Genomic DNA, 13,282 nt, shown 5'->3' with positions numbered 1-13,282 from the left:
TCGATCAGATCCGCAGACCCGCCTACCAGAGACAGACAGCCGATCGCCCGGCGCTTAAGCCGGCCAATCCCGCTGAACTGTCAGAAGATGCCTCAGCGCCCGGGCCACTTCCGCGGCCGGCGCCGATGAGCGGTGTATACGCAGCGCAATCCCCGCCGTCAACACCGGGTCGTGAGTTTTTGAGCGTCGGGCGCCCCCCCTCCCCTCCCCTCCCCCGGCGCCATGTCTCTCAAACAAGGCGCTGCTTGCTAGAAGGCGCTGCTTGGCCTTCCGTCCCTGGCGTGCGCGACGCCTCAATCTGGACATGCTACGCCCCGAGATGAGCAGCCCGTACATGAATGGGACGGGCGGCATGGCGATCGGCCCGGCCGTGGATCATCAGGCTGGCGGGAGGCCCATGCGCCGTCGTCTATCCGGGGCCTTCGAGTGAAGCGCGAGCGACTCAAGATCGGTGATGTTGCCGCCCTCGCCCCTGGCGTGGGGCGCGGCGTTCAGGCCCCCCTCGATCTCCTCGGCGCCGACGCGACCCAGATCGATCGCCGCGCGGTCAATTTGCGTTGGCTCTGCGCTAGCACGCTGACCGGTCTTACTGGTGCCGGCCTGATCGCCGCCGCGTTGCACGTATCCCTCCAGGGTGATGTCTCCTTCGCGGCGATCCCGGAGAAGGCCACCATCATGGCGCGCCCGCAGCCGAGCGAGAGCGGCGCCAACATCGCCCGCAAGGGCGACCGGCTCGTGCGCAACCTGATGATCGCCTCCGCCAAGCAGAGCTTTCGCGCGCCGGTCACCGTGCGGCTGGGGGACCGCGAGATCATCAAGGCCAAGGCCTTCGTGCGGATCACCGCCCCGCTGTCGATGACCACGGGCGTCTATGCCGGTGATCTGCCGCGCTTCGATCCGATGAAGTTCGTCTCCGACGAGCCCCTGGAGCGCGCGCCGGATGCCGCCGCCGACGCACCGGGCGCCGAGGTCACGGTGGTCAAGCGCGACCTCGCCGACGCCGCCATCGATCCGAATGCGCCGGCCCTGACCGACGACGACGTCACCGCCCAGGTCGAGGAGGAGCGGCGCATCGCGGCCGAGGCCGGGCGCCGGGCCGCCATCCCGATCGCCCCTCAGATCCTCTTGTCGCGCACGCTTCAGCAGGGCGCGGGCGGCGACGCGGAGGCCGCCGCCGCCAAAGACACCAACCCGTTCAAGGCGATCGAGGTGCTGGTCGTCCCCGAGAACGTCACCAAGGTCGCCAAGGTCGAGTTGAAGCCGAACGAGGCGCCGCTCGTGGAGGAGCGCGACGTCGCGTTCAAGCGGGGCGACACCCTGGAGACACTCCTGAAGGCCACCGGCATGGCCGGCGACGAGCAGATCCGCGCGATTGTCGCCGCGCTGGGCGGAAAGAGCCGCACCGGCGCCCTCACCGAAGGGCAGCAGATGCGGGTGCAGGTCGCCCCGGGCCCGCGTCCCGGCGATCCGCGCCAGGTCACCCGCGTGGTGCTGTACGGCGAGAGCGGCATCGAGGGCATCGCCGCGCTCAACGACCGCAACGCCTTCGTCTCGGTGACGCCCCCGACCGAGGACGCCCCGTCCGCCAAGTCGCAGCCTCAGGCCGAGGCCGGCGAGGACGAGGACGAGGATTCGGGCTCGGGGCCGCGCCTGTATCAGAGCCTCTACGAGACGGCCGCGCGCCACGACCTGCCGCGCGCCACGGTCGAGGACATCGTCCGGGTGTTCAGCTACGACCTCGACTTCCAGCGCCGCATCGCCAGCGGCGACGGGCTGGACGTGTTCTACACCTACGACGACGAGGCCTCCGCCGACCGGCCTGACCTGCTCTACGCGGCGCTGACGCTCGGCGGCGAGACCCGCAAGGTCTACCGCTTCCAGTCCCCGGACGACGGCACGATCGATTACCTCGACGACCAGGGGCGCTCCCTCAAGAAGTTCCTGCTGCGCAAGCCGATCCCGGACGGCATCATGCGCTCCGGCTTCGGCTACCGCCGCCATCCGATCCTTGGCTATGCCAAGCTGCATACTGGCGTGGACTGGGCGAACCCGATCGGGACGCCGATCGCCGCGGCGGGCAACGGCGTGGTGATCCGGGCCGAGATGACCTCGGGCTACGGCAACCGGGTCGAGATCCAGCACGTGAACGGCTACGTCACGACCTACAACCACATGTCGCGGTTCGGCCGGGGCGTGAAGGAGGGTGTCCGGGTCCGCCAGGGGCAGATCATCGGCTATCTCGGTTCCACCGGCCTCTCGACCGGGCCACACCTCCATTATGAGGTGATCATCAACGGCCACTTCGTCGACCCGATGAAGATTCGCGTGCCCCGCGGCCGCGAACTCGACGGGCGGATGCTGAGCGAGTTCAAGCGCCAGCGCGAGCAGATCGACGCGACCATGCTCAAATCGAAGAGCGCTACGGCGCTGGCGCAGCGCGACGCCGCCGTGCGCTGAATGAGCTGGACGCCCGTCATCCGAACCCGAGCCGCGCCCGGATCTGCTCGGGCGTGACCCCCGCAGCCCTCAGGTCGGCCAGGCTCTGCGAGGCGCGCGACTTGGCGAGCTTCTCTCCCCCGGGATCCAGGATCAGCCGATGGTGGCGGTAGCGCGGGACCGGTAAATCGAGCCGGTGCTGAAGCAGGACGTGCAGGTCGGTGGCCGCTTCCAGGTCCTGGCCGCGCACCACGTGGGTGATCCCCTCCTCCGCGTCGTCGTGAACGACGGCGAGGTGGTAGCTCGTCGGTACGTCCCGGCGGGCGATTACGGCGTCGCCCCAGCGCGCTGGATCGGCCTGGACCCATTGCGTGCCGGATCCGTCGAAGGTGGTGTAGCCCAGCCGGTCGCCGCCGCGGCGCAGGGCGGCTTCCATGTCGAGGCGCCAGGTATGCGGCGCGTTCCCGGCAAGACGCTCGGCCACGATCGCTGGATCGAGCCCGCGGCAGGTTCCCGGATAGAGCGGCGCTCCGTCGGGGTCGTGCGGGTGTCCGGCCTGGGCGGCGGCCTGCGCGCGGATCTGCCCGCGTGAGCAGAAGCAGGGATAGGCGAGGCCCCGGCCGATCAGGCCATCGAGCACCGCCCGGTAGGCGCCCATGTGCCGGGATTGGTGCCGCACCGGCTCCGGAAAGGTCAGGCCCAGCCAGGCGAGGTCGGCGACGATCGCCTCCACCAGCTCCGGCTTCGAGCGGACGGGATCGATGTCCTCGATCCGCAGGCGGCAGAGGCCGCCCATCCGCCGGGCGAGGTCGGCGTTGAGCAGGGCCGAATAGGCGTGGCCGAGGTGGAGCCGTCCGTTCGGGCTCGGCGCGAAGCGGAGGACCGGCGAGCCCGCCCTCACCCGTCGCGGTGACGCAGGCAGTGCGGGGTGCCGGTCTGGCAGGCGATGCCCGGAAGCGAGCAGGCCGGCCCCTCCGCGAGGCGCTGGCAGACCCGGCAGTCGTCGGTCCATTCCAGGCAGGCGGGGTCGTCGGCGACCGAACGTGCCGGCGCCGGGTGGCGGGCGGGCAGGAGCGCGCCGAGCAGGACCGTGGCGACCATGAGGATTGCGACGCCCCAGGCGGCGAGGGCGCCGCTGGATGAACGCGGGGCGGGCGGCGTGGTGGGCGCTGTCGACATGGTCGTCCTGTTGGCGCGGCCTGCGCCCTCCTGTCAACGCGGGTGTACCCCGGTCAGGCGGCCTGCGCGGTCCGGTCTTCCAACAGGCCCGGAAGCAGCTTCAGATTGAGCGGCTTGGCCAGGAAATCGTCGAAGCCGGCTTCGCGTGCAGCGATTTCGTCCTCGCGGCCGGCATTGGCCGTGAGGGCGACGAGATGCAACCGGGGACCCTCGCCCGCGGCTTCAGCAGCCCGGATGCAGCGGGCGGTCTCGTGGCCGTCGAGGCGCGGCATGCGGATGTCGATCAGGGCGAGATCGAACGGGCCGGCCTTCGCCAGCTGCTCCAGCGCCTCGACGCCGTCGACCGCATGGACGACTTCTGCGCCGAGGCGCTCCAGCGCACGCGTCGCCAGCAGGGCGTTGATCGGGTTGTCCTCGGCGAGTAGGATCCGCTGGCCGGTTCCCGTCCGGACCGGGGCCGGTGCCGGGATCGCGGCGGATTCGACCGTCGGCGGTGGGGCGAGCAGCCGCTCGAATAGCGAGCGGGCCCGGACCGGCTTGATCAGGTATCCGTCGAAGCCCGCCGCGCCGGGGGCCCCGAAGCCGCGGCGGTCGAAGGGGGACAGCAGGACCAGGCTGCAGCGCACCCCGCAGGCATGCGCGGCGTCGGCGATCTGGCGGACCGCCGCGTCGCCCAGGGCCCGGTCCGCCAACACCGCGTCGAAGGCAGCGCCCGACAGGGCGTCGAGGCCGTCGTCCAGGGTTCCGACGATCACCGTCGCGGCGCCCGCCCGGGACAGGCTGCGGGCGAGGTACGGCGCCTGGTAGGGCGAGTCGGCCACGATCAGGCAGCGCCGTCCCTCGAGCCGCGGCAGGGGAACCGGGTCGGCGCGCTCGGTCTCGGCGTCCGGCAGCGGCAGGACGACCTGGAAGGTCGAGCCGCGTCCCAGGCGCGAATCCGCCTCGATCCGTCCGTCCATGCCGGTGACCAAGCGGCGGGTGATGGCGAGGCCCAGACCGGTGCCTTCGTGGCTCCGGCTGGCGCTGCCGTCGCCCTGCTCGAACTCCTCGAACAGGACTGGCAAGCGCTCCTCCGGGATGCCGGGGCCCGTATCGGAGACGGCCAGGACTACCTCCCCTCCCCCACCCGGCATGCGGGCGAAAGTCAGGCTCACGCCGACGCCGCCGCGCTCCGTGAACTTGATGGCGTTGCCGGCGAGATTGATCAAAATCTGCCGGACGCGATCCGCATCGCCGACGAGCGCGCGGGGAAAATCCTCGGTGACGTCGAGGGCGATCTCGATGCCCTTGTCCTGGGCTCGCGGGGCCAGCAGCTCCACGACGCTCTCGGCCAGGGCCGGCAGGTCGAACGGCTCGGCCGCGAGGTCGAGGCGCCCGGCTTCGATCCGCGAGAAGTCGAGCACGCCGTCGATCAGCCCGAGCAGGGCCTGTCCGCTGGTGCGCACGGCCTCCACGTAGGTCCGCTGCTCCAGGTCGAGGGCGGTGCCGAGCACGAGGTCGGCCATTCCGAGGATGCCGTTCAGCGGCGTCCGCATCTCGTGGCTGACGGTGGCGAGGAAGCGCGACTTCGCCACGCTCGCAGCCTCGGCGCGTTCGAGGGCGGCGTCGCGGCTGCGCAGCGCCTCGACCCGGGCGGTGACGTCTCGCCCGGCCCGCAGCCAGTGCATCGCGTCGCCGTGTGCGACCGGCATCTCCACGAAGGCGAACCAGCGCACCTGCCCGTCCACCGAGCGGACCTGCGCCTCCATGCGGCGCACGCCGTCCTCCCCGACCTCGACGGCGTTCCGCTCCAGGATCTCCAGATCGATCTGCGCGCCGAGCAGGTCGATCGCCGGTCGGCCGAAGAGAAGGGCGTACGCGTCGTTGGCGTAGGTGATGCGGCCGCGGGCGTCGCGCTGGACGATCACCTCGGTGGTGGCCGCGACCAGGGCGCGGTAGCGGTCCTCGCTCTCGCTGATCCGCCAGATGCGGTCGTGCAGCCGCTCGGCCTCGGCCTCGTCCGGTCGCCCGCGCCGGGCGCGCCAATGGCCGAGCGCCAGGGCTGCCGCGATGAGCAGCGCCAGCACGAGCGCGATATCCTTGACGACCATGGATGCCTCCCCGGCTTCAGGCCGGCTCGGTGCAGGATCGCAGGTGAACCTGAAGGTCGCGTTGGGAAAAGCGCTTAACCGCCGGTTGCAGCATCCGCGGCGCCGCCCCGCAAAACATCGCCTTGGAGCGATCCGAATTCGGGCTCAAGAGTTGCTTGCCAGGACGATCCGTCCGGACGGAGACAGAATTGATGCCGGGTGAGCATTACGACGTGATCGTCGTTGGATCCGGCCCTGGCGGCGGGACGATGGCGTGGCGCCTGGCGCAGACCGGCAAGCGGATCCTCCTGATCGAGCGCGGCGACTATCTGCTGCGCGAGCCGCGCAACTGGGACAGCCAGGCGGTGATCGTCGACGGCTACTACCAGACCAAGGAGACCTGGTACTCCTCCGACGGCGCCAGCTTCCAGCCGGGCCTGCACTACTACGTCGGCGGCAATTCGAAATTCTACGGCTCGGTCCTGTTCCGGCTCCGGGAAAAGGACTTTTCGGACATCCGCCACGAGGACGGCATCGCACCCGCCTGGCCCGTCGGCTACGACGAGTTCGAGCCGCATTACCAGGCCGCCGAGGAGCTGTTCCACGTCCACGGCCAGCGCGGCGAGGATCCGACCGAGCCCTGGTCGCGCAAGCCCTACGCTCATCCGCCGGTGTCCCACGAGCCGCGGATCCAGCAGCTGTTCGACAACCTGAAGGATGCCGGGCATCACCCGTTCCACCTGCCGGTCGGCGTGCGGCTGGTGGAGAAGGACGGACGCGCGGTGTCGACCTCGCCCTGCATCAAGTGCGAATCCTTCGATGGTTTCCCTTGCCCGACCAACGGCAAGTCCGACGCGCAGACGATGGTGGTCGATCCGGCCCTGCGCGACTGCCCGAACCTGACGTTGCTCACGCGTACTTATGTCGAGCGCCTTGTCACCGACCCCAGCGGTCGTACCGTGACCGGCGTGGCCGGCACCCGCGACGACGCGCCGTTCGAGGCCTCCGCCGACCTCGTCGTCGTGGCCTGCGGGGCGCTCTCCTCGGCGCTGCTGCTGCTGCGCTCGGCCAGCGACCGGCACCCGGACGGCCTCGCCAACGGCTCCGGACAGGTCGGGCGCAACTACATGCGCCACAACAATTCGACGGTGCTGGCTATTTCGAAGGTGCCGAACCCGACCCGTTTCCAGAAGACGCTCGGTCTCAACGACTTCTACTTCGGCGACCCGGACCGGAAGGACGACTGGGACTTCCCGCTGGGCCACATCCAGATGGTCGGCAAGTCCGACGGCGCCCAGATCCACGGCGAGGGGCTGCCGGGCTTCCTGCAATGGTTTCCCAACAAGCCGTTCGACTGGATCGCGAAGCACTCCGTCGATTTCTGGTTGACCTCGGAGGACGTCCCGCTGGCCCAGAACCGGGTCTACTACAAGGATGGCAAGGTCCATCTCGACCTCACCGAGACCAACGTGGAGGCGCACAAGCGGCTGCGGCGCAAGCTGCATGAGATCTGCAGCTTCACCGACATGCACCCGCACCTGTTCGACCGTTCGCTCTACCTCGGCAAGAACATCCCGATCGGCGGCACCGCGCACCAGGCGGGGACTTTGCGGTTCGGGGACGACCCGGCGACCTCCGTGCTGGACCGGAACTGCAAGGCGCATGAACTCGACAACCTCTACGTCACCGACGCGAGCTTCTTCCCGTCGATCGGCGCAGTGAACCCGACGCTCACGATCATCGCCAACGCGCTGCGGGTGGCCGACCATCTGATCGAGCGGATGGGCGCCAGGAACGAGATCGCTCCGCCGCGCCTGTTCGACCACACCGAGCCGCGGGAGCCGGTGCCGGCGTGACGGCCGCGCTTTGCTATGGAGGGGACCCGACCTCGAACCGAGCGCAGCGCGCGTGGCCATTGACCATATCGACCTCAGCCGGATTGACCTGAACCTGCTCGTCGCCCTCGATGCGCTGCTCGACGAGCGCAGCGTCACCCGGGCGGCGGCGCGGATCGGCGTCGGCCAGTCGGCGATGAGTTCGAGCCTCGCCAGGCTGCGCCGCCTGTTCGACGACGAATTGCTCACGCGCGCGCCCGACGGGATGCGGCCGACGCCGCGGGCCCTGAAACTGGTCGAGCCGTTGCGGGCCACGTTGCGGCAGATCCAGGCCCTCGTCCACCGGGAGGAGCGGTTCGATCCGGCCACCGTCGAGCGCAGCTTCACGCTGAGCCTGCCCGACAGCGTCGAGGTCCTGATCGGGCCCCGGCTGATCGCGCAGCTGCGCCGGGACGCGCCGGGGATCCGGCTGCTGCTGCGTTCCGTCGAGCGGGCTCGCATCCTCGACGAGCTGGATGCCGACCGGGTCGATCTGGCCATCGGGTTCTTCACCGAGGGGCAACTGCATCACAAGCAGCGGCTGCTCTACCGCGACAGCTACGTGGTCCTGTTCAACGCCGACCTGATCGGGATCCAGCCGCCGATCGGGCTCGATGACTACCTGCGTTTCCCGCACGTCCTGACCTCGTTGCGGGAGACGGCCCACGGAGTCGTGGACGACGCGCTGGCGGCGCTGGGGCGCTCGCGCATCCTCGCGGTGACCACGCCGCGCTTCCTCGTGGTGCCGTTCATGGTCCGCGCCGCGCCGGTGATCGCCACCATGCACGCGAGGCTGGCGACTTCCTTCGCCAGCACGCTCTCCCTGGCGGTTAGCCCGGTGCCGGTGGCGCTCGACGAGGTGGTGGTGTCGATGCTGTGGCACGCCTCCTACGATCGCGATCCCGCCCATCGCTGGCTGCGCGATTTGCTGGTGCGCCTCGCCAACGAAGCCCCGACCTTCGGGATGCTGTGAGCGCGATTCCTTTTGGACTTCGGCTTCGTCCCGTAAGAATCGCGCGCGGCGCACCGGGTGCGCCGAACAGAGGCGGCGCGCGCCTTCAGAGGTCCATCACAGGCAAGGATCGTCGGCAGCCTCCAGCCGCCCGTCGGCGATCGCGGCGCGAAACAGGCGGAAATCCTCGGCGTTGCGCTCCGCATAAGAGGCTGCCCAGTCGGCCAGGGCCTCCCGCAGGTCCGGGTTCTTGCCGCGGCCGCAATAGCCGGCGATCGCCGCGGCGTCTCCGGTGCGGGCATGGGCCCGGGCCAGGAGAGCCCCGTAGGCGTAAGAGAAGGTCAGGAGCGACGGCCCGGACATGTCGGAGAGCGGGATCGCGCCCTTCAGGTTCTTCATCTGGCGCACGTAGAACGGACGGCCCTCGATGGTGGTCCAGCCGAGCAGCGGGTCGCCCACCGCTTGCAGCAGGCGCTGACCGTAGATGACCCGTTCGCCCTCGTGGCCCGCATAGGGCTCCGGCATCCCGGGCAGGTAGGGGCCGTGGGCCGGGCGAACCGCCTCCTTGACCTGCAGGAAGAGCGCGTCCCGATCGGAGTTCCCGCACAAGAGCGCCACATAGGCCCGCGTCCCGACGCTGCCGACCCCGACGACGCGATGGGCGACATCGATGACCTGATAGCGATCGAGCATGAATCGCCGCTCGCGCGGCAGGGTCTCGGCGTAGCGCTCCAGCCCCGAGACGACCTGCTGGCGGGTGGTCTCGTCGACCGGGGTCAGGATCGGCGCGTCGGTCCGGAAGCGCCAACCGCCGTCGATGCGCCGCTCGGCCATCTGGGCCAAGAGGCTGCGGTTGTTCTTGCGGCGGGCCTTCTCGACCGACCGGCGCACCACCGAACGGGCCTCCGGATCCATCCGGATCCCGCCGAGTTCAGCCAAATCCGCCCGGGTTGTTTGGTACCAGACCTCAAGGGAGCCCTGCGGCGCCAGGCGCCGCATCGTGCGCTGGTAGCCCGACACCGCGGCCATCACGGCGGCCCTGCGCGATTCGGCCGGCGTGCCGGCATCGGCCGTGGCGACCGTGATCCCGGCGCAGAGCCGCTTCAAATCCCATTCCCACGGGCCGACCGTGACCTCGTCGAAGTCGTTGAGGTCGAGGACGATGTCGCGCTGCGGGGTGCCGAACAGGCCGAAATTGTCGATATGGGCATCGCCGTTCATGACCACGTCGATGCCGCTGCGCGGACCGCGCGACAGGTCCCAGGCCATCACGTGGGCGGCGCCACGCAGGAACGCGAACGGGCTCGTCGCCATCCTGGCGACCCGCAGCGGGATCAGATGCGCCTGCCGACCCTCATGGGCCGCCGCGATCAGGCCGACCGGATCGGGGCGATCCGGCTCCGAGCGCAGGGCCGCGTGGTCCTGGTGCGGGACCTTCGCGCGCATCGCCTTGCCGGCCTGCCGGCGCTTGTCCCAGGGCTCGACGCCGGCCCGGAGATCGATCCGCGGGAAGTCCGCGAGCGGCGCCAGCACGACATCCTCGGTCGGTTCGTCGCCGGCCGGAAGCAACGTCGCGGCCCGCGTCTCGTCGTTTGGCACCTTGTCCATGATCCCCCGCCGAACCGAGTAGGCGACAACCTTGACCGTACTCGGTCGGTCCCAGACGGCCTCATTCACGTACACGATAGGATTGGCACCGCTCTGTGACCTTTCAGCCTCGGCGGCCCTTGACCACACTACAGGCCAGTCCTCTAACCGGTCGCCTATTCGAAGGGTGTCCGTCCCGATCCGAACCGTGCGAATCACCGGTCTGCAGACGGTGGATCGGGCGTGTGGATCGGGCCGGGCCGGACGGCGCCGTTGGGCGCCGCATCAGTGGGACATCACATGCCCAAGGGCTCAGATCTACTCGTTGCGGCCCTGGAGAACGAGGGCGTCGACCGCATCTTCGGCATTCCGGGCGAGGAGAACCTCGACGTCGTCGAGTCGCTCCGTACCTCCAAGATCGAGCTGGTGCTGACCCGTCACGAGCAGGCGGCGAGCTTTATGGCGGCGACGCACGGCCGTCTCACCGGCCGGCCGGGCGTGTGCCTCTCGACGCTGGGCCCGGGCGCCCTGAACTTCTCGACCGGCGCGGCCTACGCCCACCTCGGCGCGATGCCGATGATCATCATCACCGGCCAGAAGGGCATCCTGTCCTCCCGGCAGGCGAAGTTCCAGATCGTCGACGTGATCAGCTCGATGAAGCCGATCACCAAGATGGCCCGGCAGATCGTCTCGGCCTCCTCGATCCCGACGATCGTCCGCGACGCCTTCCGGGTCGCCACCGAGGAGCGTCCCGGGCCGGTGCTGCTGGAGCTGCCGGAGGACATCGCCGCCGAGCAGGCCGAGGCCTACGTCGTGCCGCCGCATCCGATCGACATCCCGGTCGCCCACCCGACCGCGATCGAGCGGGCCGCCGCCATGATCCTCGCGGCCAAGCGGCCGCTCGTCATGCTGGGGGCCGCCGCCAGCCGGCCGCGCGCCACGGGCGACCTCGGCGGCTTCGTCCGGCGCACCCAGATCCCGTTCTTCACCACCCAGATGGGCAAGGGCACGGTCGCCAGCGGCACCAGCCTCTACATGGGTACCGCGGCACTCTCCGAGCGCGACTACGTCCACGAGGCGATCGACAAGGCCGACCTGATCATCGCGATCGGCCACGACACGATCGAGAAGCCGCCCTTCTTCATGGGCCAGGCCGACCAGAAGGTGCTCCACATCGGCTACATGCCGGCCAACGTCGAGCAGGTCTACTATCCCGACGCGGAGGTGGTGGGCGACCTCGGGCCGACCCTGAAGCTCCTCGCCGACAAGCTGGAGGGCAAGCTGCCGAACGCCGGCGCCCTGCTGCACCTGCGCGAGCACATCCTCGACCACATCGCCGACCGGGCCGGCGAGGACCGCTTCCCGGTCACGCCCCAGCGGCTGGTGCGCGACGTCCGGCGGGTGATTCCGGAGGACGGGATCGTGTGCCTCGACAACGGCATGTACAAAATCTGGTTCGCCCGGAACTACCGCACCTACGTCGCCAACACGCTGCTGCTCGACAATGCGCTCGCCACCATGGGCGCGGGCCTGCCCTCCGCCATGATGGCGGCGATGCTCTACCCGAACCGCCGCGTCATGGCGGTGTGCGGCGATGGCGGCTTCATGATGAACAGCCAGGAATTGGAGACCGCGGTGCGGCTCAAGCTCAACCTGGTCGTGCTGATCCTCGACGACTCGGCCTACGGGATGATCCGCTGGAAGCAGGCGGTCGATAAGTTCGCCGACTACGGGATGACCTTCGGCAACCCGGATTTCGTCCTCTACGCGCAGGCCTACGGTGCCAAGGGCCACCGCGTGGAGGCCGTCAACGACCTGGTCCCGACCCTGGACCGGGCGTTTGCCGAAGGCGGCGTGCACCTGGTCGCGGTACCGATCGATTATTCGGAGAACACGCGTGTTCTCGTTGAGGAACTGCGCGAGAAGGTGAAGGATTTCGAGCCGGCCGAGTGATTCCGTCGCAGAATCGATCCCGGCACGACAACAGGGCAGCGCGATGAACCCGTTCACCTTCCAGACAACCCCGAACGTGTTGTTCGAGGCCGGCGCCGCGAAGAAACTTCCGGAGATCGTCGGCACCTTCGGGGCCAAGCGCGTATTGCTGGTCACCGACAAGGGCGTGCGCAAGGCCGGTCTGACCGAGGCCGCCGAGGCGGCGCTGGCGGCGGCCGGCATCGCCATCGACGTCTACGAGGACGTGGTCGCCGACCCGCCCTCCACGGTGATCGAGGCGGCGGCCAAGCGGGCCCGGGAACTCGGGACCGATCTCGTCCTGTCGATCGGCGGCGGCTCGGCGCTCGATACCGCCAAGCTGGTGGCCTATTTGGCGAAGTCCGATGAGCCGCTCGACTCGATCTACGGCGTCGGCCTGGCCAAGGGCGACCGGCTGCCGCTGATCCTGGTGCCGACCACCGCCGGGACAGGCTCCGAGGTCACGCCGATCTCAATCGTCACGACGCCGACCACCGAGAAGAAGGGCGTCGTCGCGCCGAAACTCCTGCCTGACTGGGCGGTACTCGATCCCGAGTTGACCCTGGGCCTGCCGGCCCACGTCACCGCGGCCACCGGCATCGACGCCATGGTCCACGCCATCGAGGCGTTCACCAGCAAGAACAAGAAGAACCCGATCTCGGATCAGCTCGCCAAGCAGGCCCTGGCCCTGCTCTCGGCGAACATCCGCACCGCCTGCTCGGACGGTCGCAACCTCGAAGCGCGCTCCGGCATGCTGCTCGGTTCGATGCTCGCCGGCATGGCCTTCGCCAACGCGCCGGTGGCGGCGGTGCACGCGCTGGCCTATCCGGTCGGCGCGATCTTCCACGTGCCGCACGGGCTCTCCAACGCCCTGGTGCTGATGGGGGTGATGCGCTTCAACCTGTCCCACGCGGAGGCGCTCTACGCCGAGCTGGCGCCGATCCTGGATCCGGCGGCGGCCGATCTCCCGCCGGCCGAGGCGGCCGCCCGCTTCGTCGAAAGCCTCGACGCGATCTGCCGCGACTGCAAGGTCCCGGCCTCGCTCGCGGAGGTCGGTGTCGCGCAGAAGGATCTGGAGCGGATGGCCACCGACGCGATGAAGCAGACGCGGCTCCTCGTGAACAATCCCCGCGAGGTCACCTACGACGACGCATACGCGATCTACAGCGAGGCGCTTGGCGAGGCGCGCCCAGCGGCCTGAAACGGCCCGACAA

General features: G+C 69.6%; 9 protein-coding genes. 5 read left to right on the top strand and 4 right to left on the bottom strand.

What is annotated here, in order from left to right:
• The first annotated feature begins 426 nt into the window (after positions 1-426).
• On the top strand, positions 427-2,457 hold the full coding sequence (locus AC0IY0_RS25980) for a M23 family metallopeptidase (RefSeq protein ID WP_147937794.1): 2,031 nt from the start codon (positions 427-429) through the stop codon (positions 2,455-2,457).
• A gap of 16 nt (positions 2,458-2,473) precedes the next feature.
• On the opposite strand, the gene gluQRS is transcribed toward AC0IY0_RS25980, so the two are convergent.
• From gluQRS to AC0IY0_RS25965, 3 genes are read right to left on the bottom strand one after another with little or no spacing between them, the layout of a single operon-like run.
• The gene (gene gluQRS / locus AC0IY0_RS25975) at positions 2,474-3,337 is read right to left on the bottom strand and encodes a tRNA glutamyl-Q(34) synthetase GluQRS (protein WP_471766130.1); all 864 of its coding nucleotides are present in this window, start codon (positions 3,335-3,337) and stop codon (positions 2,474-2,476) included.
• A complete protein-coding gene (locus AC0IY0_RS25970; RefSeq protein ID WP_471766129.1) occupies positions 3,334-3,615 on the bottom strand; it encodes a hypothetical protein in 282 nt (93 codons plus the stop codon). The genes gluQRS and AC0IY0_RS25970 overlap by 4 nt, the downstream gene beginning before the upstream one ends.
• A 53-nt stretch (positions 3,616-3,668) precedes the next feature.
• Positions 3,669-5,705: an ATP-binding protein gene (locus AC0IY0_RS25965; RefSeq protein ID WP_471766128.1), complete on the bottom strand. Its 2,037-nt coding sequence runs from the start codon at positions 5,703-5,705 to the stop codon at positions 3,669-3,671.
• Positions 5,706-5,896: 191 nt separating this feature from the next.
• Between AC0IY0_RS25965 and AC0IY0_RS25960 the strand changes: the two genes are divergently transcribed.
• On the top strand, positions 5,897-7,540 hold the full coding sequence (locus AC0IY0_RS25960; RefSeq protein WP_147910274.1) for a GMC oxidoreductase: 1,644 nt from the start codon (positions 5,897-5,899) through the stop codon (positions 7,538-7,540).
• A gap of 52 nt (positions 7,541-7,592) precedes the next feature.
• Positions 7,593-8,531 carry a LysR family transcriptional regulator gene (locus tag AC0IY0_RS25955; protein ID WP_147910273.1) on the top strand — a complete coding sequence of 313 codons (939 nt, stop codon included), beginning with the start codon at positions 7,593-7,595 and terminating at the stop codon, positions 8,529-8,531.
• 96 nt (positions 8,532-8,627) lie between these two features.
• Here AC0IY0_RS25955 and AC0IY0_RS25950 read toward each other — a convergent pair whose 3' ends face one another.
• The gene (locus AC0IY0_RS25950) at positions 8,628-10,118 is read right to left on the bottom strand and encodes a DUF2252 domain-containing protein (RefSeq protein ID WP_147910272.1); all 1,491 of its coding nucleotides are present in this window, start codon (positions 10,116-10,118) and stop codon (positions 8,628-8,630) included.
• A 279-nt stretch (positions 10,119-10,397) separates the two neighbouring features.
• Here AC0IY0_RS25950 and AC0IY0_RS25945 point away from each other — a divergent pair, with 279 nt between their 5' ends.
• Together AC0IY0_RS25945 and AC0IY0_RS25940 are read left to right on the top strand one after the other, a co-directional pair.
• Positions 10,398-12,050 carry an acetolactate synthase large subunit gene (locus AC0IY0_RS25945; protein ID WP_147937801.1) on the top strand — a complete coding sequence of 551 codons (1,653 nt, stop codon included), beginning with the start codon at positions 10,398-10,400 and terminating at the stop codon, positions 12,048-12,050.
• A 43-nt stretch (positions 12,051-12,093) separates the two neighbouring features.
• Positions 12,094-13,269: an iron-containing alcohol dehydrogenase gene (locus tag AC0IY0_RS25940; RefSeq protein WP_461231857.1), complete on the top strand. Its 1,176-nt coding sequence runs from the start codon at positions 12,094-12,096 to the stop codon at positions 13,267-13,269.
• Positions 13,270-13,282 lie beyond the last annotated feature (13 nt).

It is taken from the genome of Methylobacterium sp. AC315 (assembly GCF_979253755.1).
Note: the sequence above shows the minus strand (reverse complement) of the source record. Positions and strands in the feature narration are given on the sequence as shown.

Bases quoted from the DNA above. Each gene is read 5' to 3' on its own strand.
- AC0IY0_RS25945 (WP_147937801.1), top strand. From the start codon at position 10,398: ATGCCCAAGGGCTCAGATCTACTCGTTGCGGCCCTGGAGAACGAGGGC.
- AC0IY0_RS25950 (WP_147910272.1), bottom strand. From the start codon at position 10,118: ATGGACAAGGTGCCAAACGACGAGACGCGGGCCGCGACGTTGCTTCCG.
- AC0IY0_RS25970 (WP_471766129.1), bottom strand. From the start codon at position 3,615: ATGTCGACAGCGCCCACCACGCCGCCCGCCCCGCGTTCATCCAGCGGC.
- AC0IY0_RS25940 (WP_461231857.1), top strand. From the start codon at position 12,094: ATGAACCCGTTCACCTTCCAGACAACCCCGAACGTGTTGTTCGAGGCC.
- AC0IY0_RS25960 (WP_147910274.1), top strand. From the start codon at position 5,897: ATGCCGGGTGAGCATTACGACGTGATCGTCGTTGGATCCGGCCCTGGC.
- AC0IY0_RS25965 (WP_471766128.1), bottom strand. From the start codon at position 5,705: ATGGTCGTCAAGGATATCGCGCTCGTGCTGGCGCTGCTCATCGCGGCA.